General features: G+C 73.9%; 19 protein-coding genes and 2 pseudogenes. 6 read left to right on the forward strand and 15 right to left on the reverse strand.

Going from position 1 to position 24,142, the window contains the following annotated elements; translation table 11 throughout:
- The 10 genes and pseudogenes from BJF77_RS13575 to BJF77_RS13620 form a co-directional block, all read right to left on the reverse strand.
- The coding region (locus tag BJF77_RS13575; RefSeq protein ID WP_369821414.1) for a shikimate dehydrogenase at positions 1-410 on the reverse strand (410 nt) is incomplete at its 3' end.
- Positions 380-1,606: an endolytic transglycosylase MltG gene (mltG, locus tag BJF77_RS13580; protein WP_083665155.1), complete on the reverse strand. Its 1,227-nt coding sequence runs from the start codon at positions 1,604-1,606 to the stop codon at positions 380-382. The genes mltG and BJF77_RS13575, both read right to left, overlap by 31 nt.
- Positions 1,603-2,289, reverse strand: a complete 687-nt coding sequence (ruvX, locus tag BJF77_RS13585) for a Holliday junction resolvase RuvX (protein ID WP_083665156.1) — start codon at positions 2,287-2,289, stop codon at positions 1,603-1,605. The genes mltG and ruvX overlap by 4 nt, the downstream gene beginning before the upstream one ends.
- A pseudogene (gene alaS / locus BJF77_RS13590) lies at positions 2,286-4,981 on the reverse strand (alanine--tRNA ligase). Before alaS ends, ruvX begins: the two are co-directional and overlap by 4 nt.
- A complete protein-coding gene (locus BJF77_RS13595) occupies positions 4,981-5,376 on the reverse strand; it encodes a hypothetical protein (protein ID WP_075872494.1) in 396 nt (131 codons plus the stop codon). Before BJF77_RS13595 ends, alaS begins: the two are co-directional and overlap by 1 nt.
- Positions 5,373-5,813, reverse strand: a complete 441-nt coding sequence (locus BJF77_RS13600; protein ID WP_075872495.1) for a DUF948 domain-containing protein — start codon at positions 5,811-5,813, stop codon at positions 5,373-5,375. The genes BJF77_RS13595 and BJF77_RS13600 overlap by 4 nt, the downstream gene beginning before the upstream one ends.
- Positions 5,814-6,005: 192 nt before the next feature.
- A complete protein-coding gene (gene rpsD, locus BJF77_RS13605) occupies positions 6,006-6,638 on the reverse strand; it encodes a 30S ribosomal protein S4 (protein ID WP_047803317.1) in 633 nt (210 codons plus the stop codon).
- Between the two features lie 325 nt (positions 6,639-6,963).
- Positions 6,964-8,487: a glycerol kinase GlpK gene (gene glpK, locus BJF77_RS13610; protein ID WP_255396265.1), complete on the reverse strand. Its 1,524-nt coding sequence runs from the start codon at positions 8,485-8,487 to the stop codon at positions 6,964-6,966.
- Positions 8,484-9,353: an MIP/aquaporin family protein gene (locus BJF77_RS13615; protein ID WP_083665159.1), complete on the reverse strand. Its 870-nt coding sequence runs from the start codon at positions 9,351-9,353 to the stop codon at positions 8,484-8,486. Before BJF77_RS13615 ends, glpK begins: the two co-directional genes overlap by 4 nt.
- A 92-nt stretch (positions 9,354-9,445) precedes the next feature.
- Positions 9,446-11,194 (reverse strand): glycerol-3-phosphate dehydrogenase/oxidase, encoded by a 1,749-nt coding sequence (locus tag BJF77_RS13620; protein ID WP_075872496.1) that lies wholly within the window; start codon positions 11,192-11,194, stop codon positions 9,446-9,448.
- A 116-nt stretch (positions 11,195-11,310) separates the two neighbouring features.
- Here BJF77_RS13620 and BJF77_RS13625 point away from each other — a divergent pair, with 116 nt between their 5' ends.
- Positions 11,311-12,267, forward strand: a complete 957-nt coding sequence (locus tag BJF77_RS13625; RefSeq protein ID WP_075872497.1) for a sugar-binding transcriptional regulator — start codon at positions 11,311-11,313, stop codon at positions 12,265-12,267.
- Between the two features lie 18 nt (positions 12,268-12,285).
- On the opposite strand, the gene BJF77_RS13630 is transcribed toward BJF77_RS13625, so the two are convergent.
- The gene (locus BJF77_RS13630; protein ID WP_083665160.1) at positions 12,286-13,608 is read right to left on the reverse strand and encodes a replication-associated recombination protein A; all 1,323 of its coding nucleotides are present in this window, start codon (positions 13,606-13,608) and stop codon (positions 12,286-12,288) included.
- 188 nt (positions 13,609-13,796) lie between these two features.
- Positions 13,797-14,249, reverse strand: coding sequence for a D-aminoacyl-tRNA deacylase (gene dtd / locus BJF77_RS13635; protein ID WP_075872499.1), 453 nt, complete (start codon positions 14,247-14,249; stop codon positions 13,797-13,799).
- A 50-nt stretch (positions 14,250-14,299) separates the two neighbouring features.
- On the opposite strand from dtd, the gene BJF77_RS13640 reads away from it, so the two are divergent.
- From BJF77_RS13640 to BJF77_RS13655, 4 genes are all read left to right on the forward strand, one after another.
- The gene (locus tag BJF77_RS13640; protein WP_075872500.1) at positions 14,300-14,911 is read left to right on the forward strand and encodes a phosphatase PAP2 family protein; all 612 of its coding nucleotides are present in this window, start codon (positions 14,300-14,302) and stop codon (positions 14,909-14,911) included.
- Positions 14,912-15,075: 164 nt separating this feature from the next.
- The gene (locus tag BJF77_RS20150) at positions 15,076-15,486 is read left to right on the forward strand and encodes a hypothetical protein (RefSeq protein ID WP_139318584.1); all 411 of its coding nucleotides are present in this window, start codon (positions 15,076-15,078) and stop codon (positions 15,484-15,486) included.
- 47 nt (positions 15,487-15,533) lie between these two features.
- The gene (locus BJF77_RS13650; protein ID WP_255396266.1) at positions 15,534-16,724 is read left to right on the forward strand and encodes a glutathionylspermidine synthase family protein; all 1,191 of its coding nucleotides are present in this window, start codon (positions 15,534-15,536) and stop codon (positions 16,722-16,724) included.
- Entirely contained in the window at positions 16,721-18,007 is a 1,287-nt protein-coding gene (locus BJF77_RS13655) for an amino acid permease (RefSeq protein WP_047803324.1), read from the forward strand. The genes BJF77_RS13650 and BJF77_RS13655 overlap by 4 nt, the downstream gene beginning before the upstream one ends.
- Before the next feature lie 244 nt (positions 18,008-18,251).
- Here BJF77_RS13655 and BJF77_RS13660 read toward each other — a convergent pair whose 3' ends face one another.
- Positions 18,252-18,878 carry a maleylpyruvate isomerase N-terminal domain-containing protein gene (locus BJF77_RS13660; protein ID WP_075872503.1) on the reverse strand — a complete coding sequence of 209 codons (627 nt, stop codon included), beginning with the start codon at positions 18,876-18,878 and terminating at the stop codon, positions 18,252-18,254.
- Between the two features lie 250 nt (positions 18,879-19,128).
- Positions 19,129-20,899, reverse strand: a pseudogene (gene aspS, locus BJF77_RS13665) (aspartate--tRNA ligase); the annotation flags it as partial.
- 144 nt (positions 20,900-21,043) lie between these two features.
- Here aspS and BJF77_RS13670 point away from each other — a divergent pair.
- Complete coding sequence (locus BJF77_RS13670; protein WP_075872504.1) at positions 21,044-22,327, forward strand: APC family permease; 1,284 nt, start codon at positions 21,044-21,046, stop codon at positions 22,325-22,327.
- Between the two features lie 69 nt (positions 22,328-22,396).
- On the opposite strand, the gene hisS is transcribed toward BJF77_RS13670, so the two are convergent.
- Positions 22,397-23,749, reverse strand: a complete 1,353-nt coding sequence (hisS, locus tag BJF77_RS13675; RefSeq protein ID WP_047803327.1) for a histidine--tRNA ligase — start codon at positions 23,747-23,749, stop codon at positions 22,397-22,399.
- Between the last annotated feature and the right edge of the window lie 393 nt (positions 23,750-24,142).

The raw sequence follows: 24,142 nt of genomic DNA on the forward strand, positions 1-24,142 counted from the left end.
GAGCACCGCGGCCCGGGGCGCCGCGGGCACGGGCCGGCGGCGCGCACCGCGCCCACGATCCCGGCGACGTCCGTGTTGTGCCCCAGCACCGTCCCGTCGGGGCGGAAGACCAGGGTGTTGACCGCGCCGACGGCGGCGCCCAGCTCCGTGAGCTCGTCGGCGCACGCGGCGGCCGCCGACTTCAGGGGCATCGTCACCGACAGCCCGCGCCAGGCGGGGTCGCCCCGGCGGGCGTCGACGAACGCCGGCAGCTGCTCCTCGACGAGGTCGTGGGCGTCGTAGTCGACGGCCTCGCCGAGCACCGCGTACGCGGCCCGGTGCAGGTCCGGGGAGCGCGAGTGCCCGATGGGGTGGCCCACCACGGCGGCGCGGGCGGGGCTCACCCGCACCGGCCCTCGTTCTCGCTGCACCACTGGTTGTACTCCTCGACGTTCTCCAGGTGCTCGGCGTAGGTCTCGGCGAACTTCGTCTCGCCGGTGTCCAGGTCGACGGTCACCCAGAAGTAGTAGCCGGTCTCCTCGGGGTCGGCGGCCGCCTTGATCGCGGCGTCCCCCGGGGAGCCGATCGGCCCGATCGGCAGCCCCGGGTTGGCGAAGGTGTTGTACCGGTTCGACTCGTCGCGGCGCTCCTCCTCGGAGAAGTCGTAGCTCTTCCGGCCGAGGCCGTAGGTCACGGAGGCGTCGGACTGGATGAACCCGGAGGTCTCCCCGTCGGGGTTCTGCAGCCGGTTCTCGATGGCCCCGGCCACGACGTCGTAGTGCTCGGGCTGGACCTCGAACTCGATGATCGAGCCGATGGTGAGCACCTCGAAGATCTCGTCCTCGTCGGTGATCCCGTTGTCCTCGAGCGTCGCCCGGGTGCGGTCGACCATGGCCCGCAGGACCTCCTCGGCGGTGGCGTCGAGCGGGAACCGGTACTCGCCCGGGTGCAGCCAGCCCTCGAGGGTCGGGAAGCGGGCGGGGATGCCGAAGGTCTCGGTGTCCTCCGCGTAGGCCTCGAACTCCTCGACCGGGATGCCGGTGGACTCGCTGAGGACGCCGAAGACGTCGGACATGCGCTGGGTCTGGTCGATGGCCGCGTAGTGGGTGGCCTCGTCCTCCTCCATGAGCGCGCCCACGGCGGCCTCCGAGCTCATCTCGGTGCGCAGCTCGTACTCGCCCGGCTGGATGAACTCCCCGGAGTGCTCCTCCTGGAAGTTCTCCACGAAGGTCTCGGCGTCGGCGACGATGCCCTGCTGCTCGAGGGCCACGGCGACCTGGCCGGTGGTGGCGCCCTCGCTCACCGCGAAGGTCACCGGGTCCTCGCCGTCGCCGCGGTAGTCGCGCACCTCGAACCAGCCGAAGGTGGAGGCCAGCACGGACACGGTGATCAGCCCGGCCAGCAGGAACAGGGCGATGGCGGTGGTCAGGGAGACCCGGCCGCGGCGGCGCCGGCGCTTGACCTGCTCGGGGGTCAGCTCCTCGTGCTCGAAGACGCCGCGCAGGCCTGTGGAGGGCTCCCGCGACGACGGGGCGTCCAACAGGCTGCCCAGGCCGCCCGAGCCGGAGGACTCGCGGGCGGTCTCGGGGCGGCGGGGCGCCGACTGGTCGTACGGGTCGTCGCTCACGAATGCTCTCCGTCCGGATCGGTGGTCGTCAACGGTTCCGTCCGCGCCCGGTCGGGCGGTCCGGCGGTGTCCTCGGCGGTGCCCCGGGAGTGGGCGGGGCCGTGCCCGGGATGCTCCGCGACGGGACCGTCCGCGTCGAGGTCTCCACCATTATGCGTGAGATCTCCCGTCGGGGCGGCCCGCACCGGGCCGGGTGCGGCCGGGTCCACCGGCGTGCCGGGCTCCGCGCCGGTGGACCGGGCCCGGTCCACGGCGCTCTGCAGGATGGTGGCGGCGGCCACCTGGTCGACCTTGTCCTTGTGCTCCCGGCGCGAGACCCCGGCCTCGAGCAGGGCCCGGTGGGCGTCCACGGTGCTCAGCCGCTCGTCGACCAGCCGCACCGGCACCTCCCAGCCCTTGGCCCGCAGGCGCCGCACGAGCGCGGCGGCGTAGTCTCGGGCCATCGCGGTCGAGGCGTTCTCCCCGCCGTTCAGGCTGCGCGGCAGCCCCACGTAGACGCCCACCGCGCCGTGCTCCTGCACCAGCCCGGCCAGGAGCTTCACGTCGAAGCCCTTCCGGGGGTCCCGCTGCAGCGTGGTGAGTGGGGTCGCGAGGATGCCGTCGGGGTCGCTGAGGGCGACCCCGACGCGGACCAGGCCGACGTCGACCCCGATCCTGCGGCCCCGCACGTAGTCGTCGCTCACGCGGCGGCGCCGCCTGTCGCGCGGGCGACCTCGGCCAGCACCGCGTCGAGCGCCGCCCCGATCCGGGAGGCGTCCTGCCCGCCGCCCTGGGCGATGTCGTCCTTGCCGCCGCCGCCGCCGCCGAGGACCTGCGCGGCGGTGCGCACCAGACGGCCGGCCTTGACCCCGGCCTCGCGGGCGCCCTCCGTGGTGGCGACCAGGACCAGCGGGCGGCCCTTGGCCACACCGGCCACCGCGACGACCGCGGCGGTCTGGCCGAGCCGGCCGCGCAGGTCCAGGGCGAGGGCGCGGACGTCGTCGGCGCCGGCCACCTCACCGGCGTCGTGCACGAGCGCGGTGACCGGGCCGATCCGCCGGGCGTCGTCCAGCAGCGCGCCGGCCTGGGCCTGGAGCTTCTCGCGGCGCAGGCCGGCGAGCTCCTTCTCCGCGGACTTGAGCTTGTCGAGGGTGGCGGCGAGCCGCTCGGGCAGCTCGGCGGAGCTCTGCACCTTCAGCATGTCGGTGAGCTGGTGCACGAGGGTGCGCTCGGCGGCGAGGTGCCGGAAGGAGTCCAGGCCCACCAGCGCCTCCACGCGGCGGTTGCCGGAGCCCACCGACTGCTCGGTGAGCAGGGTGAGCGAGCCGATCTGGGCGGTGGCGCCCACGTGGGTGCCGCCGCAGAGCTCGCGCGACCACGGCCCGTTCATCTCGACCACCCGCACGCGGTCCCCGTACTTCTCGCCGAACAGGGACGTGGCACCCATGGCCTTGGCCTCGGCGAGGCCCATCTCCTGCGTCACGACCTCGTAGTTCTCGTGGATCGCGGCGTTGGAGACCTCCTCGATCTCCTGGCGCTGGGCCTCCTGCAGGCCCTCGCCCCAGGCGAAGTCGAAGCGCAGGTAGCCCTCCTTGTTGAAGGACCCGCGCTGCACGGCCTCCGGGCCGAGGATGTCGTGCAGGGCCGCGTGGACGATGTGCGTGCCGGAGTGAGCGGCCTCGGCGGCGCGCCGCCGGGCCACGTCCACCTGCGCGAGCACCGTGCTGCCGGAGACCACCTCGCCCTCGCGCACGACGGCCTTGTGCACGGACAGGCCCTTCACCGGCTGCTGCACGTCGGTGACCTCGAGGACGAACCCGTCGCCGGTGATCGTGCCCCGGTCGGCGGCCTGGCCGCCCGCCTCCGCGTAGAACGGGGTCTCGTCCAGGACGACCTCGACGGCGTCCCCCGCCGAGGCGGCGGGCACGGTCACCCCGTCCTGCAGGAGGGCCCGCAGGACCGTCTCGCCGCGCAGCCGGTCGTAGCCGGTGAAGACCGAGCCGCCCTCGTCCACCAGCCGGCGGAACACCGAGAGGTCGGCGTGGGCGCCCTTCTTGGCGCGCGCGTCCTGCTGGGCGCGGCGCCGCTGCTCCTCCATGAGCCCGCGGAAGGCGGTCTCGTCGACGGCGACCCCGGCCTCGGCGGCCATCTCGAGGGTCAGGTCGATCGGGAAGCCGTAGGTGTCGTGCAGGGCGAAGGCCTCGGCCCCGGAGACCGCCTGGCCCTGGCGCCTGGCCCCGGCCACGGCCTCGTTCAGACGCGTGGTGCCGGACTCGATGGTCTTCAGGAACGCCTTCTCCTCGGCGTAGGCGATCCGGGAGATGCGCTCGAAGTCCTCGCCCACGTAGGGGTACACGCCCTGCATGGCGTCCCGGGAGGCGGGCAGCAGCACGGGCAGGCAGGGCTCGGTGACGCCCATCAGGCGCATCGCACGGATCGCCCGGCGCAGCAGGCGGCGCAGGATGTAGCCGCGGCCCTCGTTGGACGGGGTGACGCCGTCGGCGATGAGCATCAGGGAGGACCGGACGTGGTCCGCGACCACGCGCATCCGCACGTCTCGTCGTAGCCCTCCTCCTCCGGCTTCTCGGAGCCGCGGTACTGCTTCCCGGACAGCTCGGCCGCCTTGTCCAGCACGGGCCGGACCTGGTCGGTCTCGTAGAAGTTCTCCACGCCCTGCAGCAGCATGGCCAGGCGCTCGACGCCCAGCCCGGTGTCGATGTTCTGCTCCGGCAGGTCGCCGAGGATCTCGTAGTCCTTGCCGGAGCCCTCGCCGCGCTGGTACTGCATGAACACGAGGTTCCAGATCTCGATGTAGCGGTCGTCGTCGACCGCCGGGCCGCCCTCCCGGCCGTAGCGGGGACCGCGGTCGTAGAAGATCTCGGAGTCCGGGCCCGCGGGGCCGGGCTGGCCGGTGTCCCAGTAGTTCTCGTCGCGGCCCATCCGCTGGATCCGCTCGGCGGGCACGCCCACGGTGTCCTTCCACAGGGCGTAGGACTCCTCGTCCCCCTCGTAGACGGTCACCCACAGCCGCTCCGGGTCGAGGCCGAAGCCGCCCTTCTCGAGCGGGCCGGTGAGCAGCTCCCACGCCATGGGGATGGCGCGCTCCTTGAAGTAGTCGCCGAAGGAGAAGTTGCCGGCCATCTGGAAGAACGTGCCGTGGCGGGCGGTCTTGCCGACCTCCTCGATGTCGAGGGTGCGGATGCACTTCTGGATGGAGGTGGCCCGCCGGTAGGGGGCCGTCTCCTGACCGAGGAAGTACGGGATGAACGGCACCATGCCGGCGATCGTGAACATGGCACCGGGCTGGCTGGAGATCAGCGAGGCGGAGGGCACCACGGTGTGGCCCTGGCCTTCGAAGTAGTCCAGCCAGCGCTTGGTGATTTCCTGAGACAGCATTACCGGTGCTTTCCTTCGCGGTGGGTCGAGGGGGGTGTCGACGGGGGTGTCGGGGGGTCGGTGGGCTCCTCCGGGGCGCGGCCCTCCTGCGGGGCCGCGGTGCCGTCGAGCACGCGCGGGGCCGCCGTGCCGCCGGTCAGGCGGGAGGACCCGGTCCCGGGGGCGCGCACGCCGAAGGACTCGCGCAGCTCGGCCTCCCGCTCGTCCATCCCCGCCCGGACGGTGGCGGCGAAGCGGTAGAGCCGGGAGCGCCAGTCGCCGGCCCGCGGGGTGCGTCCCGGCCCGGCTGCTCCGGGCACCGAGAGGTCCCGGCCCCGGGTGCGGGGGATCCGCGTGGCGGCGGCGCCCAGCAGGCCGCCGGCGGCCACGAGGGCGATCTTGCCCCAGAAGCTCATGGCCGGTCCTCCCCCGGGCCCGCGGTGCCCGCGGCGCGGCCGGGCCCCTCGGCGGGGCCGAAGCGCTCGGCCCGGTGGGAGCCCGGGGCGGCGGCGTCACCGGTGAACGCGCGGCGGACCCCGTGGGAGAACGCCGCGACCTTGATCAGCGGCTGCCCCACGGTGGAGGCCACCAGGGAGGACAGCGCCGAGACGTTCGCGGAGGCGTCGGAGACGTTGGTCGTGATGCCGTCGACCTTCTCGAGCTGGGAGTTCGTGGTCGACACGGTGCGGGTGACCTCGTCGATCAGCGGGACGGTCTCGTTGTTGAGCGAGCGGATCGTCAGCCGCAGCTCGTCGAAGACCCTGCCGAGCTTGAGGATCGGCACGGCAAGCAGGAGAACCAGCACGGCGAACACCCCCGCGGCGAGCAGTCCTGCGATTTCTCCACCGGTCATGGGGCGGCGCGCTCCTTGCTGGTCGGGTCCTGGGGGACGGGGCGGCGGGACCGCCCCGGGCGTTCGGCACGGGCACCGGTGCGGTGCCCGGGGATCAACTGTACCCAACGGAAGAGCCCGCGGCGCTGGCGCCGCGGGCTCTCCGCCGGTGAGGCCCTGTCCCGGCCGTGCCGGGACAGGAGCCCGCAGGGATCAGGCCATGCGGGCGTAGTACTCCACCACGAGCTGCTCCTCGCAGGTCACGGGGACCTCGGCGCGCTTGGGCTTGCGCACCAGCTTGGCCTGCAGCTTCTCGATCGACACGTCGAGGTAGCCCGGGGTGTCGGGCAGCACGGCCTGGTGCGCGCCGGCGGCGGCGACCTGGAAGGGCGCCATCTTCTCCGACTTGGGGTGCACGTGGATGAGCTGACCCTCCTTCACGCTGTAGGAGGGGCGGTCCACCCGCTGGCCGTCCACCATGATGTGGCGGTGCACGACCATCTGACGGGCCTGGGCCATGGTCCGGGCGAAGCCGGAGCGCAGCACCAGGGCGTCGAGGCGGGACTCCAGCAGGGCGACCAGGTTCTCACCGGTCTGCCCCTCCTGGCGCTTGGCCTCCACGTAGGCGATGTGCATCTGCTTCTCGCGGATGTTGTACTGCGCGCGGAGACGCTGCTTCTCGCGCAGACGGACGGCGTAGTCCGAGTCGGCCTTGCGGCGGGCACGGCCGTGCTCACCGGGGCCGTAGGGACGGCGCTCGAAGTACTTCTCGGCCTTCGGGGTCAGGGCGATCCCGAGGGCGCGGGACTTGCGCACCTGACGGCGCGCACGCGTGTTGTTAGCCACGTTTACCTTTCACAATGCGGTGCTCTCCCCCGCCCGGGGTGCGGTGCGGGGGCAGCGTGTTCTGGTCGGTCCGGCCTCCGAGGACGGGATCGGTCCCGCCGGAGAGGTGAGGATCAGCCGCAATCCTCCGGTCCTACAAGCGCCGTGGCCGCGCGCCGCGCACCGTGGTTGAGGCGGGGCGCCGGACGTGCGGGAGCACGGGCCTTGCCGGCCGACGGTCCAGTATAGCGTGCACGGGCCCGCGGCGCGCCCCCGGGGAGCGTGGCGGGGCGCCACCCGGACGTGCCGGGTGGCGCCCCGCGGTGGGCCCGCCGTGGCGGAGGGGTCAGTCGACGTCCTCGTCCACCCAGTCGAAGGTCTTGGTCACGGCCTTCTGCCAGTTGCGGAACAGCCGCCCCCGCTCGGCGTCGTCCACCTGCGGCTCCCAGCGCTTGTCCTCGGCCCAGTTCGCGGTGACCTCCTCAGTCCCGGACCAGAAGCCCACGGCGATGCCGGCGGCGTAGGCGGCGCCGAGGGCCGTGGTCTCGGTGACCTGCGGGCGGATCACGGGCACCCCGAGCTGGTCCGCCTGGAACTGCATGAGCAGTTCGTTGGCGGTCATCCCGCCGTCCACCTTGAGCTCGGTGATGTCCACCCCGGCGTCGGCGTTCATGGCCTCGACCACCTCGCGGGACTGGTAGGCCGTGGCCTCCAGGGCGGCCCGGGCGATGTGGCCCTTGTTCACGTAGCGGGTCAGCCCCACGAGGGCGCCGCGGGCGTCCGAGCGCCAGTACGGGGCGAAGAGCCCGCTGAAGGCCGGGACGAAGTAGGCCCCGCCGTTGTCCTCGACCGACGCGGCCAGGGACTCGACCTGGGGCGCGGAGGAGATGATCCCCAGGTTGTCGCGCAGCCACTGGACCAGGGACCCGGTCACCGCGATCGAGCCCTCCAGGGCGTAGACGGCGTCCTGGTCGCCGATCTTGTAGCACACGGTGCTCAGCAGGCCGTTCTGGGAGTGCACCACCTCGGTGCCCACGTTCATCAGCACGAAGCTGCCCGTGCCGTAGGTGTTCTTGCCCATGCCCTTCTCGAAGCAGGCCTGCCCGAACATCGCGGCCTGCTGGTCGCCCAGGATGCCGGCGATGGGCACGTCCTTGAGGAAGCCGCGGGTGCGGCCCTTGCCGTAGACCTCGGAGGAGGAGCGGATCTGGGGCAGCATCGACATGGGGATGCCCATGTCGGCGCAGATCTCCTCGTTCCAGTCGAGGGTCTCCAGGTTCATCAGCATGGTGCGCGAGGCGTTGGTCACGTCGGTGACGTGCACCCCGCCGTCCACGCCGCCGGTCATGTTCCACACCAGCCACGCGTCGGTGTTGCCCATCAGCAGGTCCCCGCGCTCGGCGCGCTCCCGGGCACCGTCCACGTTGTCCAGGATCCACTTGACCTTCGGGCCGGAGAAGTAGCTGGCCAGCGGCAGCCCCACCCGGTCCTTGTAGCGGTCGGGGCCGGCGTCGCCGCCGAGCTCCTCGACGATCTTCTGGGTCCGGGTGTCCTGCCAGACGATGGCGTTGTAGACGGGCTCGCCGGTGGTGCGGTCCCAGACCACCGTGGTCTCGCGCTGGTTGGTGATGCCCACGGCGGCCAGGTCCCGGGCGCCGATCTCGGCGGAGGCCTCGGCGTCGGCGACGACCTTGCGGACGTTGCGCCAGATCTCCATCGCGTCGTGCTCCACCCAGCCGGCGCGCGGGAAGATCTGCTCGTGCTCGAGCTGGCCGGTGCTGACGATGGCGCCCCGGTGGTCGAAGATGATCGCCCGGGTGCTGGTGGTGCCCTGGTCGATGGCCATGACGTGCTGCGGTTCGGTGCTCACGGGTAGTACCTCACTTCGTTGTGGTGTGCTGCGGGGTGGTGTGCTGCGGGTCGGACGGGTGGGGCGGCCGGATCAGCCGGCGGGTTCGAATAGAGCTGGTAGAAGCCGCCGGCGAGCAGGGCGCCGAGGATCGGCCCGAGGACCGGCACCCAGGCGTAGGCCCAGTCGCTGCCGCCCTTGCCGCGGATGGGCAGGAGGGCGTGGGCGATGCGCGGGCCGAGGTCACGGGCGGGGTTGATGGCGTAGCCCGTGGGCCCGCCGAGGCTGGCGCCGATGCCGACCACGAGCAGGGCCACGGCCAGCGGGCCGAGCTGGGACGGGGTGTTGCCGAAGAGCAGGATCACCGCGACCAGGACGAAGGTGCCGATGATCTCGGTGACCAGGTTCCAGCCGTAGGAGCGCACCGCCGGGCCGGTGGAGAACACGGCGAGCTTGGTCTCCCCGAGCACCTCCTCCTCGATGTCCTCGTCGAAGTGCTTCTTGTAGGCCAGGAACGCGAGGACGGCGCCCAGGATGCCGCCGAGGAGCTCGCCGGCGAAGTAGACGAGCGTGCTGACCAGGGTGATGGCCACACCGGGGGCGTACTCCTCGGCGCCGCTGGCCCACAGGCCCACGGTCACGGCGGGGTTGATGTGGGCGCCGGACTGGTAGGCCACGAACACACCGGCGAACACGGCCAGGCCCCAGCCGAAGTTGATCATCAGGAACCCGCCGCCGAGGCCCTTGGTCCTCGGCAGCACGGCGTTGGCGACGACACCGCAGCCGAGCAGCAGCAGCATCGCGGTGCCGGCGACCTCGGACCAGAACACGGTGGAGAGCGGGATGGGAACGGTTGGCACCACGGTCTGGGCCAGGACGTTGGACATGGACAGCACTGCGACTCCTCGGTGGGTGCGGACGGACCGGCCCGCCCGTCGGGCGGGCCGGGGGTGGAGAGGTGGTGGCTGGTGGGGCGGCCTCAGCCGCCGGACGGGCGGACGAGGTCCAGCACGTCGGGTGCGGCGGCCCGGGCCGCCGCGGCCGCGGCCTCGTCGGGGGCGGCCGCGGCCGCGTCCTCCGCCTGGCAGCGGGCCCGGTAGGCCTCGACCTCCGCCGCGCGCCGGCGCCCGTCCCAGCCGAGGGCCTCGGCGGCGAGGTCGGCGATCTCCTCGACCGCGTCCAGCCCGTGGCGGGCCTGCTCCCAGGTGAGCCGGGTGCGGGTGTCGTAGAGGTCCTCCAGGTGCAGCGCGCCCTCGTGGGTGCAGGCGTGGACGATCTCCGCCCGCAGGTAGGCCGGGGCGCCCTCCAGGGGGCGGCCCAGGTCGGGGCGGTCCTCCACGAGCTCGGTGATCTCGGTGATGGAAGACCCGTAGCGGCCGAGCAGGTGCTGCACCCGCTCCTCGTTCCAGTCGTAGCGTGCGCCCAGTGCCGCGGCCTGGCGGCTCAGCGCCAGGTACCCCTCCGCACCCAGCAGCGGGGTGCGGTCGGTGACCGAGGGCACGGCCTCGGCCCGCTCCTTCCCCAGGGCGAGGTCCACGGCGTCCTCGGCCATCACCCGGTAGGTGGTGAGCTTGCCGCCGGCGATGGTGATCATGCCGGGGGCGACCTCGGTGACGGTGTGCTCGCGGGAGATCTTCGTGGACTGCGCGTCCCCGTCGCCCTTCTTCGTGCCCGGCTGCAGCAGCGGCCGCAGCCCGGCGTAGGTGCCGATGACGTCCTCGCGGGTGAGCGGCCGGTCCAGGACCACGTTGGCGTGGTCGATGACGTAGTCGATGTCCTCCGCGGTGGCCACCGGGTTCACGAGGTCCTGGTGGTAGGGGGTGTCGGTCGTGCCGATGATCCAGTACCGCGCCCACGGGATGATGAACAGCACGGACTTCTCCGTCTGCAGGATCAGCCCGCTCTCGCCGCGGATCCGCTCGCGCGGCACGATGATGTGGATGCCCTTGGAGGCGAGCACCTTCAGTCCGCCCTCGGCGTGGGCCAGGTCCTGGGTCTGCTCCGTCCACACCCCGGTGGCGGCGATCACGGTCTTGGCCCGGACCGTGCGCCGCTCACCCGTCTCGAGGTCCTGGAGGGTGGCCCCGACCACGCGCCCGGACTCGTCCTTCGGGAAGTCCACCGCCCGGGTGCGGTTGGCGGCCAGCGCGCCGTAGCGCACGGCGGTGCGCACGATGGTCAGGACGAGGCGGGCGTCGTCCACCTGCCCGTCCCAGTACTTCACCGCGCCGACCATGGACCCGGGCTTGACGTCGGGAAAGACCCGCTGGACGCCCTTGAAGCCGTAGTGGCGCTGGTAGGGCAGCGTCGCGACCTTGGCGCCGATGTGGGCGAGGGCGTCGTAGAGGCCGATGCCGGCCGTCACGTAGGGCCGCTCCCAGAAGCGGTGGGTCAGCGGGTACAGGAAGGGCACGGGCTTCACGAGGTGGGGTGCGAGGAAGTCCAGCAGCAGCTCGCGCTCCCGCAGCGCCTCGGAGACGAGCTTGAAGTCGAGCTGCTGGAGATAGCGCAGTCCGCCGTGGACGAGCTTGGAGGACCACTGGGACGTGCCGCCGGCCCAGTCCTGGGCCTCGACGATGCCGGTGCGCAGGCCGCGGGTGACGGCGTCGAGGGCGATGCCGGCGCCGGTGATGCCGCCGCCGACGACGAGGACGTCCAGCTCGGGGCCGTCCGCGAACTCGGCGAGCGCGTGCTCCCGCGCGGCGGGTGACAGGGTGGGATGGGCCATGGTGGAGAGCCTTTCGGGCAGGTCGTGGAATGGCGCTGTGGTCTGACTCACACTCTGCGGGGAAGTGCACCTATGCTCAAATGGAATGAACGGACGTGCAGGGAAGGGACGTAACAGTGCACGGTGATGCCGAGCTCCACCACGCGGCGGAGCTGTACTACGTGCAGGGCATGACGATGGAGGCGGTCGCGGACCGTTTCGGCGTCTCCCGCCCCACGGTCTCGCGGATGCTGCAGGCGGCGCGGGACCGGGGCATCGTGCGGATCAGCCTCTCCGCTCCCCCGGACGCGGGGCACGACCTGTCCCACCGGCTGCGGGAGGCCTTCGGGGTCACGGTGCACGTGACGGGCACCCCGCGGGGGGCCACGGACCCGCAGCGGCTGGAGTCGGTGGCGCGCTCGGCCGCGGGGATGCTCGGGGAGTGGTTCGGGGACGGGATGACCCTGGCGGTCGCGTGGGGCACGACGACCTCCGCGATCGCCGGCCACCTGCACCCCAAGACGACGCGCGACACCCTCGTGGTGCAGATGAACGGCGCGTTCAGCGCCCGCTCCCCGGGGGCGGCGCAGTCCTCGGCCCTGCTGGGCCGGATGTCGACCGCGTTCGGGGCCGCGCTGCTGCCCTTCCCCACCCCGGCGTTCTTCGACAACGTCCAGACCCGCACGCTGATGTGGCAGGAGTCCTCGGTGCGCCGGGTCCTGGCGGCGCGCAACGGCGCGGACCTGGCGGTGTTCAGCGTGGGGGCGTTCCGGGGGCCGATGATCTCCCAGGTGTACAGCAACGGCTACCTCTCGGACGAGGACTTCCGGGAGCTGGCGGCGCAGCGGGTGGTCGGGGACGTGTGCACGGTCTTCCTGCGCGAGGACGGGTCCTACGCCGACCTGGACCTCAACCGCCGGGCGAGCGGGCCCACGCCGATGGAGCTGCGGCGGATCCCGCGCCGGCTGTGCGTGGTGGCCGGGGACCACAAGGTGCCGGGCGTGGTGGGGGCCCTGCGGGCCGGGGTGGTCACGGACCTGGTGATCGACGAGCGCACGGCGGCCTCGGTGGTGCGCCACCTGTTCGGCCGGTGAGGTGGGCCCGGTGGGCGGTCACCGGCCCCGGACGATGCCGCGCAGCACCTCCAGCTGCTGGGCGATCTGGCGCTCCCGCCCCCGGTCGACGGGCCGGTAGTAGTCGGTGCCGACGAGCTCGTCGGGCGGGTACTGCTGGGCGGCCACGCCGTTGGGCTCGTCGTGGGAGTACACGTAGTCCCGGCCGTGGCCGAGCTGTCCGGCTCCTGGGTAGTGGGCGTCGCGCAGGTGCGGCGGCACCGGGCCGGCCCGGCCCGCGCGGACATCGGCGACCGCCTCGTTGAGCGCGGTGTAGGCGGCGTTGGACTTCGGGGCCGTGGCGAGGTGGGCGACGGCCTGGGCCAGCGGGATCCGTCCCTCCGGCATGCCGATGAGCTGGACGGCATCGGCGGCGGCCACCGCGGTCTGCAGCGCGGTGGGGTCGGCGGTGCCGATGTCCTCCGAGGCGGAGATGATGAGCCGGCGGGCGATGAACCGCGGGTCCTCCCCGGCCTCGAGCATCCGGGCGAGGTAGTGCATCGCGGCGTCCACGTCGGAGCCGCGGATCGACTTGATGAAGGCGCTCACCACGTCGTAGTGCTGGTCCCCGTTCTTGTCGTAGCGCACGGCGGCCCGGTCCAGGGCCTCCTCCGCGTGCTCGCGGGTGATCACGGGAATCGCGGCGTCCCCGTCCGCGGGCTCCCGGTCCGGCTCGGGGCCCGGTTCCCGGTCCAGCTCCGAGAAGGCCACGCCGGCGGCGGCCTCCAAGGAGGTCAGGGCCTTGCGGGCGTCCCCGCCGCACAGGTCCAGCAGGTGCTCGCGCGCCTCCGCGGACAGCTCCACCTTCCCGTCGAGCCCCCGGGGGTCGGCGACGGCGCGCTCCAGCAGCCCGGCGATGTCGGCCCGCTGCAGCGGCTGCAGGGTCAGCAGCAGCGAGCGCGAGAGCAGCGGGGAGATCACGGAGAACGACGGGTTCTCCGTGGTGGCCGCCACCAGCACCACCCACTGGTTCTCCACCCCGGGCAGCAGGGCGTCCTGCTGGGCCTTGGTGAAGCGGTGGATCTCGTCCAGGAACAGCACCGTGGTGCGCCCGTGCAGGTCCCGGTCGGTCAGCGCCTCGTCCATCACCCGGCGCACGTCCTTGACGCCGGCGGTGATCGCGGACAGCTCCACGAACTTGCGGGACACCCCGCGGGCGATCACGTGGGCCAGGGTGGTCTTGCCGGTGCCCGGGGGGCCCCAGAGGATGATCGACGACGGTCCGGCCGGGCCGCGGTCCTCCCCCGCCAGCACCCGCAGCGGGGACCCGGGGCGGAGCAGGTGCTGCTGGCCGACGATCTCGTCGAGGCTGCGCGGGCGCATCCGCACCGCCAGCGGGGAGCGGCCGCGGGGCCGCCGTGCCCGGCCGGGCGGGGCCTCCTCGTGGGGCCCGCTCGCGCCGGAGCCGGTGGGGTCGAGGTCGTCGAAGAGGGAGCCGGTCACGCCGTCCAGACTAGCCCTCGGCCCGGTCCCCGGTCCCGGCCCGTGCCGGGCCGGCTGTCCGGCCGCGCTCAGGCCCGCCGCGGCCGGTCCAGCTCGGCGCTGTCCAGGACCAGGGTGACCGGGCCGTCGTTGACGAGCTCCACCTGCATCCGGGCCCCGAAGCGGCCGGTCTCCACGTGCGCGCCGAGCTCGCGCAGCGCGTGCACGTAGGCGTCGAAGAGCGGCTCCGAGACCGCTCCGGGCGCGGCGGCCGACCACGAGGGGCGCCGGCCCCGGCGGGCGTCGCCGTAGAGGGTGAACTGGCTGATCGCCAGCACCGGGGCGCCGAGCTCCGCGCAGGAGCGCTCGCCCTCCAGCAGCCGCAGATGCCAGGTGCGCTCGGCCAGCCGCGCCGCGGTGGCGGCGTCGTCGTCGTGGGTGACGCCCACCAGGGCGACCAGCCCGGGCTCCTCGAGCCGGCCCACCACCGTGCCCTCGACGGTCACGGCGGCCCGGGTCACCCGTTGCAGAACGATGCGCATGGGTCCAGTCCACCACAGGGGCGGGGCGGGGTCCCGGCTACCCTCGTGCCATGACGTCCCCCGCGGCCCCGGCACCCGTGCGGGCGCGGCCCGCCGCCCTGGTGGCGGAGGTGTTCGCGCCGGCCCCGCTGGTGCTGTGCCTCCTGGTGCTCGCCGGGTGGCGGTCCGCCGGGTGGACGGGGGTGCTGTGGGGACTCGGGACGGCGGTGCTCGTGGCGTCGCTGCCGATGCTCGTGCTGCGCGTCCTCGCCCGCCGCGGGATGGTGGACGGGCACTTCGTGCGCTCGCGGGCGCAGCGGCTGCCCGTCCACGCCGCCACGGGCGTGCTCACCGCCCTGGTGCTGGCGGCCGAGCTGCGGCTGGGGGCCCCGGTGCTCGTGCCGGTGACCACCGCGTTCGTCCTGCTGGGCCTCCTCGTGCTGATGGCCCTGACGCTGCGCTGGAAGGTCTCCGCCCACGTGGCGATGGCCGCGTGCTGGGCCGTGGGCCTCGGCGCCCTGACCGCCCCGTGGGCCGTGCCGCTCGCGGCCCCGGTCCCGGTCCTGGTGGCCCTGTCCCGGGTGCGCACGGGCGACCACACCCCGGGGCAGACGGTGGCCGGGGCGCTGATCGGCGTGCTGATCGGCCTGGCCCACACCGCCGCCGTGATCTCTCTGGGATGAGCCAGCGCCCCGGACCGTCGCCGTGCCCGGCCCCGCACCGCCGCCCGCACCGGCGGCAGCGGCGGCAGCGGCGCGGCCGCGCGACAGCGGGGCCCCCCGTGCCCGAGGATGGGAGGGCGGACGGCTCCCGGCCGCCCCGACGACCCGAGACCCGAGGACCCGCCGTGTCACCACGCCCCACGACCCGCATCATGAGCGCCGCCTCGATCGGCGCCCTCGTCGTCACGCTCACCGGCTGCGGCGAGGACGCGCAGGAGGTCGACGCCGACTACGCCCAGATCTGCGTGCAGCAGGACCCGGAGACGGGCGAGGAGGTGCGCGTGGACGACGACGAGTGCGACGACGCCGGGCGCCCGCGCGGCTCGTTCGTGCCCATGTTCTTGTTCCTCAACGCCGGCCGCTCCCTCACCGTGCCGCCGGTGGGCTCCCCCGTACCGCCCTCCTCCGGCTTCACGACCGCCCGCCCGCCGGCCTCCGCCACCGTGGCCCGGGGCTTCGCCCCGTCCGGGACCTCCGTGGGCCGGTCCGGGGTGTCGAAGGGCTTCGGCGGCTCCACGAGCGGCTGGGGCTCCTGATGCGGCGCGTCGACGGGCTCCCGCCCCGGCCCAGGTGGGAGCGGACCGTGCACGAGGAGGGCCTCACCTACGCCCTCACCGAGCGCCCGGACGGCACCCGGTTCTCCTACTGGAACGAGACGGCCGCCTACGTCCTGTCCCCGGACGAGGTGGCCGAGCTGGAGGCCGCCACCGACGAGCTCTACCGGATGACGATGGAGGCCGCCCGCTACATGGCCACCGGCGCGCTGGGCACCCTCGGGCTCTCCGAGGCCGCGTTCGAGCTCGCCCAGCACTCCCTGAGCCTGCGCGAGCCCTCGGTCTACGGCCGCTTCGACCTGGCCTGGGACGGCACGGGCCCGGCGAAGATGCTCGAGTTCAACGGCGACACCCCCACCGGCCTGGTGGAGGGCGCCGTGTGCCAGTGGTCGCGCATGGAGGCGCTGCACCCCGGACTCGGCGAGGACCACGCGGAGTTCGACCAGCTCAACGGCCTGTGGCCGATGCTCGTCCAGCGCTGGCGGCAGCGGCTGCCGTCGTCCGCGACGAAGACCCTGCACGTGGCCTACACCCGGGCGGAGGAGAGCGGGGAGGACGCCGCGAACGCGGCGGTGCTCGCCGCGACCGCCGCGGAGGCCGGCTACCGCACGGTGCTGCTGCCCGTGGAGGACGTGCGCTTCGACACCCGCTCGAACTCCTGGGTGCACGCCTCCGGGGACGTCGACGACCCCACGGTGGTCTCCGGCATCGAGGAGCTCTTCGCCCTGCACCCGTGGGAGGTGATGGTCGACGACGAGCCGGGCGGCTTCGTGCTGCACGACCCGCTGCTGATGCACCACTGGTACGAGCCCGCCTGGAAGATGTTCTGCTCCACCAAGCTGCTGCTCGTGGCGCTGTGGCGGTGCTTCCCCGACCACCCCCTGCTGCTGCCCGCCTACACGGACGGGCCGAACGGCCTGGCGGAATGGGTGCGCAAGCCCATCTTCGGCCGCGAGGGCGACGGGATCGAGATCCGCGCCCGGGACGTGCACGTGCGCTCCCCGCGCCCCCACGACTCCCCGATGGACGTGTGGCAGGCCTACGTGCCGCTGCGGAACTTCCCCGGCTCGGACGGGGCGCCCAACCACCCCGTGGTGGGCTCCTGGGTGGTCGGCGACGACGGCGCCGCCGGCATCGGCATCCGCGAGTCCGACGGCCCGCTCACCGACTACTGGTGCCGCTTCGTGCCCAACATCATCGACAAGAAGGGCCTGCTGTGACCGCCCACCTGCTCCCCCGGTCCATCTCCACGGCCACCTCCGCCGTGATCGGCGCGACCTCGATCGCCCCGCTCTACTCCGTGGTGGTCACGCTCGGGCTCATGCACGCCCTGGTGGGCCGGTGGACCCCGGTGGTGCTGGTGGCCGCGGTGGTCCCGATGGCGGTCGTCTCCGTCTGCTTCGCCCGGCTGGACGAGCTCTACGAGGACCAGGGCACCGTCTACCGCTGGGCCCGGGAGGCCTACGGGGCGTTCGTGGGCTTCCTGGGCGGGTGGGGGCTGTGGCTCTCCGCGACCCTCGTGCTCGCCTCCCTGGCGTGGGTCACGGCCGACTCGGCGCTCTTCGCCCTGGGCGCCGAGCCCGGCCCGTGGGCCGTCACCGCGGTGGCCGCGGCGCTCATGGCGGTCTTCGCGGCGATCTCCTCGACCGGGATCCGCGTCTCCGCGGCGGTGCAGGCGGTCTTCGCCGCCCTGCAGCTGGCCGGGGTGGGGCTGCTGGTGTGGGCCACGCGCACGGCCCCCGTCGTCGAGGGCGCGGCCGAGGCCGGGGGCGAGTGGAGCGGTTTCTACACCGCCGTCCTGGCCGGCGGGGAGCTCACGGCGGGCAACGTGGCCGCCGCCCTGCTCCTGGCCCTGTTCCTGTACTGGGGCTGGGACTCGACGTTCTCCCTCACCGAGGAGTCCACCACCCAGCGCGCGCCGCGCGTCTCGGCGTGGATCGCGCTGACGGTGGTCGCCGCCGTCTACGCCGTCATCGGCTGGTCCTACGTGCCCGGGGCCTCGGTGGGCTCACCGCTGCTGGCCGGGCTCGTGGCGGTCTCGGCGGCCGCCTCGATCGGGACGACCATGATCCCCACCTCGCGCGGGCTGATGTCGATGGCGCGCGGCGGGCACCTGCCCCGGCGGTTCCTGTCCCTGTCCTTCGCGACGTGGACCACCGCGGCCGTGGCCGCGGCCTGGATGACGTTCTCGGGCCGGCTCTTCGACGACACGGTCGGGGTGATCTCGGTGCTCGTGGCGCTGTACTACGGGCTGGCCTGCGCGGCCACCGCCAAGCTCGCGCGCACGGCGGGCGCCCGCCTCCTCGGGGCGGCCGGGGCCGCGCTGATGGCCGTGGCCCTGGTGCTGACGGGCCTGGAGTACGTGCTCTCGGCCGCCTGGGTGTGGGCGGGCGCGGTCCTCGTGCTGCTGGTGGTGCCGCTGTGGTTCCTGCTGGGCCGTGGCCGCGAGCCGCTGCCCGGCGCGCACGAGCGCGCCCCGCACCTGGAGAGCCTGCGCAACTGACCGGTGCGCCGGGAGCGGCACGGGGCTGCGAGCAGCGGGGCTCGCGGCAGCAGCGCGCCCACAGCGCCGGAAGGCACGCCGCGGGACGGAGTTCGCCGCGGCAGTGCTCCCACGGCGGCGAAGGACGGGCAGCAGCACGGCGCTCGCCGGGCGACGGGCGGGCAGCTACAGGGCGCCGGCAGCGGGCCGGGTCGCACAGCGGCACGGGACGCACAACGGACGTGCGCTCAGCCCAGCACCGGGCTCAGGGCAGCACGGTGAAGCCCGGCGGCAGCCCCCGTCGGCCCGTGAGCGCCAGCAGCATCTCGGGCAGCCGTCCGGCCGGTACCGCGATCTCGATCGCGGTGTGCCCGGCGTCGACCAGCACGGCCTCCGGGGGCCGGCGGTCCAGGCCGCAGGCGGCGGCGACGTCGAGGCCGTGGACGGCCAGCTCGAAGGTGCGCGTGGGGACGTAGGCGCCGAGCCGCGTGCCGCCGACCACGGTGCGGATCACCGGGTCCTCCTCGACGGGCACCCGGGCCAGCGCCCGGCGGGCCCGCTCCAGGGACGCCCGGACCGTGGCCCCCGGGTGCCGGCCCAGCTCCTGGCCGGCCGCCGTGCCGCGGGCGGCGACCGCCGCGGGATCCGTGGCCGCGGCGGACAGGGCGTAGTACTGCCCGGTGGCGGTGCACACCGCCTCCTCCGCCGGCGTGCCCAGGTAGTCGGCGAGGGTGACGAGGGCCCGGTGGGTGTGGCCCACAAGGGCGCGGACGTCCCAGGAGCCCAGCGCGGGGCGGGTCCAGTGGTGCGGCCGCAGCTCCTCGACGAGCTCGGCGAACCACGCCCCGGCCTCGAGGAAGGCGGCGCGGGCGGCGGCAGGGTCTCGGGTCACGGCATCCCCCTGGATCGCGGCGGCCGGGACCGGACCGCACGGCGAGGGCCGGGCCCCGTCCGGAAGGACGGGGCCCGGCCCTCCGGTGAGCCGTAGCCTACTGCGCGGGCGTGGCCGCGGCCCCGAACCCGCCGCCGGTGGCCTGCTCCGTGACGTCCTGTGCGGCGCGGACGTCCTCGCCCCGCGGCGTTCCGGACGCCCGGCCGTCGGCCTGCTTGCCCTCGGCCTGCTTGCCCTCGGCCTGCTTGCCCTGGGACGCGGCCTTGGGCTCGGGCCTGGCGTCGACCCCGGCCTCCTTGCGCTGCTGCGGGGTGATCGGCGCCGGGGCGGCCGTCAGCGGGTCGTAGCCGTTGCCGGTCTTCGGGAACGCGATGACCTCGCGGATGGAGTCGGTCCCGGCCAGCAGGGCGACCACGCGGTCCCAGCCGAAGGCGATGCCGCCGTGCGGGGGCGCGCCGTACTTGAAGCCCTCGAGCAGGAAGCCGAACTTCTCGTCGGCCTCCTCCTGGCCGATGCCCATGATCTCGAAGACCCGCCGCTGGACGTCCTGCTGGTGGATGCGGATGGAGCCGCCGCCGATCTCGTTGCCGTTGCACACGATGTCGTAGGCGTAGGCCAGGGCGTGCTCGGGGTCCTGGTCGAAGGTGTCCAGGAACTCGGGCTTGGGCGAGGTGAACGCGTGGTGCACGGCGGTCCACTGGCCCGCGCCCACGGCGACGTCGCCGGACTCCACGGCCTCGGCGGCCGACTCGAACAGGGGCGCGTCCACGACCCACACGAACGCCCAGGCGTCCTCGTCGATCAGCCCGGTGCGGTGGCCGATCTCCACGCGCGCCGCGCCCAGCAGGGCGCGGGAGGACTTCTTCTCACCGGCGGCGAAGAAGATGCAGTCCCCGGGCTGCGCGCCGGTCGCGGCGGGCAGGCCCTCGCGTTCGGCCTCGGTGATGTTCTTGGCCACGGGACCGCTCAGCGTGCCGTCCTCCCCGACCAGCACGTAGGCCAGGCCCTTGGCGCCGCGCTGCTTGGCCCACTCCTGCCACGCGTCCAGGGTGCGGCGCGGCTGGGAGGCCCCGCCGGGCATGACCACGGCACCCACGTAGGGGGCCTTGAACACGCGGAAGGTGGTGTCCTGGAAGTAGTCGGTGAGCTCGGTGAGCTCGAGGCCGAAGCGCAGGTCCGGCTTGTCGGAGCCGTACTTCGCCATCGCCTCGGCGTAGGTCATCCGGCGGATCGGGGTGGGGATCTCCACCCCGATGAGCTTCCACAGGGCGGCCACGATGCGCTCGCCCAGGGCGATGACGTCGTCCTGCTCCACGAAGGAGGCCTCGATGTCGAGCTGGGTGAACTCCGGCTGGCGGTCGGCGCGGAAGTCCTCGTCCCGGTAGCAGCGGGCGATCTGGTAGTACTTCTCGATCCCGCCGACCTGCAGCAGCTGCTTGAACAGCTGCGGGGACTGCGGCAGGGCGTACCAGGAGCCGGGGGCCAGGCGGGCCGGCACCAGGAAGTCGCGGGCGCCTCGGGGGTGGAGCGGGTCAGCGTGGGGGTCTCGACCTCCGTGAACCCGTCCTCGTGCAGCAGCTCCCGGGCCACCCGGTTGGCGTCGGAGCGCAGCCGCATGATGCGGGCCGGCTCGGGCCGGCGCAGGTCCAGGTAGCGGTGCCGCAGGCGGGCGTCCTCGCCGACCTCCACGTGCTCGTCGATCTGGAAGGGCAGCGCGGCCGCGGTGTTGAGCACGGTCACGGTCTCGGCGATGACCTCGACCTCGCCGGTGGCCAGGGCCGGGTTCTCGTTGCCTCCGGGCGGCGCTCCACGGTGCCGGTGATCCGGAGCACGAACTCGTTGCGCAGGTGGTGGAAGTCCGCCTCGTCGCGCACCACGATCTGCGCGACCCCGGAGGCGTCGCGCAGATCCAGGAAGGCCACCCCTCCGTGGTCGCGGCGCCGGCCGACCCAGCCGGCCAGCGTGACGGTCTCTCCGATGTGCTCGGCGCGCAGCTCGCCGAGGTTGTGTGTGCGCAGCACTCAAAAACCCTTCGTTGTTCGGGAGGTCCGGACGGGGCCGCGCGGATCGCGCGTTTGCCGGGGGTTCACCCGGTGCCCCTACTCTCGTTCGGGAACGAGTTTACAGCCCGCCCTCCGGGCCCCGGGACGACGACAGGACCACCCATGAGCAGCGCCCCCGGCCAGCCGGCCCTCGCCCGCCGTCTGGGCACCTTCGACGCCACCGTGATCGGGGTGGGCTCCATGGTCGGGGCGGGGGTGTTCGTGGCGTTCGCCCCGGCCGCCGCCCACGCCGGGCCGTGGCTGCCCGCGGCGCTGCTGCTCGCGGCGGTGGTCGCCTGGTGCAACGCGACGTCCACCGCCCAGCTGGCCGCCGTGCACCCGGCCTCGGGCGGGACCTACCTCTACGCGAACCAGCAGCTCGGCCCGTGGCCGGGCTTCGTGGCCGGGTGGGGCTTCGTCACCGGCAAGACCGCCTCCGCGGCGGCCATGTCGCTGACCTTCGGCCTGTACACCGCCGAGCTGCTGGGGGCCGGCGACGCCGGGGCGCGGCTGCTCGCCGTCGTCGCCGTCCTGGGGTTGACGGCGGTGAACCTCGGCGGGGTGAGCCGCACCGCCCGGCTGACGAAGCTGCTGGTCGTCCCCGTCCTGGCCGTGCTGCTGGCCGTGGTGGTGCTGCTCCACACCGTCCCGGGCCCGGCGGCCGGCGCGGTGCCCGGGTGGGAGGGCAGCGGATGGGGCGTGCTGCCCGCGGCGGGGACCCTCTTCTTCGCCTTCGCCGGCTACGCCCGCGTGGCCACCCTCGGCGAGGAGGTCCGCGACCCGGCCCGGACCATCCCCCGGGCGGTGCTCGGCGCCCTGGCGCTCACCCTGCTGCTCTACGCTGCGCTGGGGCTGGGCCTGCTCCGGTTCCTCGGGGCGGACCGGCTCGCGGCGGCGACCGCGCCGCTGCTCACGGTGGTCGAGCGCGCGGGATGGTCCGCCGGGACCACGGCCGCCGGCGCCGTGCTGGTCACCGCCGCCGCGGCCCTGGCCACGCTGGGGGCGCTGCTGGCCCTGGTCGCCGGGATCTCACGGACGGTGCTGGCCATGGCCCGGCAGCGGGACCTGCCCGGCCGGCTGGGCGCGGTCTCCCAGCGGCACCGGGCGCCGTGGGCCGCGGAGCTGGCCGTGGCCGGGGTCGTGGTGGTGCTCGTGCTGGCCGGGGACGTGCGCACCGTGATCGGGTTCTCCAGCTTCGGGGTGCTCGTCTACTACGCCCTGGCCAACCTCTCCGCCCTCACGCTGACCGAGCGTCCCGGCTGGGCGCCGCGGGCCGTCAACGCCCTGGGCCTGGCCGGCTGCCTGCTGCTGGCCTTCACGCTCCCGGCGGCCTCGGTGCTGACGATGCTCGGCGTGTTCGCGGTCGGCCTGGCCGGCCGCGCCGTGGCCCTGTCCCGGCGGCGCTGAGCCGGACCCGCACACCCGCCGCCGCGGCCCGCAGCCGGGGCTCGGCGGGCGCCGGGCGGACCGGAACGGTCAGGCTCCGGCGGGGCGCACCACGGGGCGCAGGTCCTCGGCCGGCGGGGCCCAGGCGGCGGGGTCGGCGCGGACCTGCTCGCCGGAGCGGATGTCCTTGACCTCGTGGGCGAGGGACCCGTCCTCGGCCCGGACAGTGAACCACACGTAGGGGATGCCGCGGCGCTCGGCGTAGCGGATCTGCTTGCCGAACTTCGCGGCGCTGGCCGAGACCTCGCACGCGATGCCGCGGGCGCGCAGCTGCCCGGCGACGTCCTGGGCCTGCGACCAGGACTCCTCGTCCACGAGCGAGACCAGGACCGCGGTGGGGACCTTCCGGGAGGCCTCGGCCATGCCCTGGGCGAGGATGCGGGAGACCAGGCGGGTGACGCCCACGGACAGGCCCACGCCGGGATAGGTCTTCTTGCCCGTGGACGCCAGGGACTCGTAGCGCCCGCCGGAGCACACGGAGCCCAGCTGCTCGTGGCCCACCAGCACGGTCTCGTAGACGGTGCCCGTGTAGTAGTCCAGGCCGCGGGCGATGGACAGATCGGCCACCACCGTCCCGGGGGCCCGGCGGGAGGCCTCGCCCACCACCTCGGCGAGCTCCTGCAGTCCCTCCTCGAGCAGCTGGGTGTTCACCCCGAGCGCGCGGACCTGCTCCACGAAGGACGTGTCCTCGGTGCGGATGGACGCCAGCTGCAGCGCGGCCCGGGCCTGCTCGGGGGACGCCCCGAGCTCGTCGCAGAGGGCCTGGGCGACCTTCTCGGGGCCGATCTTCTCGAGCTTGTCGATGTTGCGCAGCACGCCGGCCGTGTCCTGCAGGCCGATGCCGCGGTAGAACCCCTCCGCCAGCTTGCGGTTGTTGACCCGCAGCACGAACGGCGGGATCGGCAGCTTCGCCAGCGCGTCGATCATCACCAGCGCCAGCTCCACGTCGTAGCGGAACGGCAGGGCGCCGTCGCCGACCACGTCGATGTCCGCCTGGGTGAACTCGCGGGCGCGGCCCTCCTGCGGGCGCTCGCCGCGCCAGACCTTCTGCATCTGGTAGCGGCGGAAGGGGAAGGTGAGGTGCCCGCCGTTCTCGACCACGTACCGGGCGAAGGGCACGGTGAGGTCGAAGTGCAGGGCCAGCCGGGCGTCGTCCTTCTCGGGGGCGTCCTCGTCCTCCTGCAGGCGCGAGACGACGTAGACCTCCTTGTCGATCTCGCCCTTGCGCAGCAGCTGCTCGACCGTCTCCACCGCCCGCGTCTCGATCGAGGAGAAGCCGTGCAGCTCGAAGGTCTCCCGCAGCACGTCCAGGACGTGCAGCTCGACCAGACGCTCCTCCGGAAGCCATTCGGGGAAACCGGACAGGGACGTCTTGCGGGCCATGGGGAGGTGCTCCTCGGGTGGGACGGTGGTGGGCGGGCGGACCGTGCGGGCCGATCGGGCCGGTCGGTTCCGCCCTCATCCTAGAGAGCCGCCCCCGCCCGGCCCAAAGCCCGGCCCGGAGCACGGCCCGGAGCAGGGCAAGGCGCCCCGGCCCTCGCCCGCCCCGGACCGGGCCCCGCGGCGGGTCCCGGGACGGGCTCGCGGGCCGCCGTGGGGAGGGCGCGGCCTCGGTAGTATGGACAGGACGATTGTCCGAAGCCGGGCGACGGCGCCGGATCCGATCCCGGTGCCGGTCCGGCGAGAGCGAAAGAGTTGTAGCGGTGACAGGCGCCGGATCCGATCCCGGTGCCGGTCCGGCGAGAGCGAAAGAGTTGTAGCGGTGACAGAACGTCT

This window comes from Kocuria sp. CNJ-770 (assembly GCF_001942375.1).
Taxonomy (GTDB): domain Bacteria; phylum Actinomycetota; class Actinomycetes; order Actinomycetales; family Micrococcaceae; genus Kocuria; species Kocuria oceani.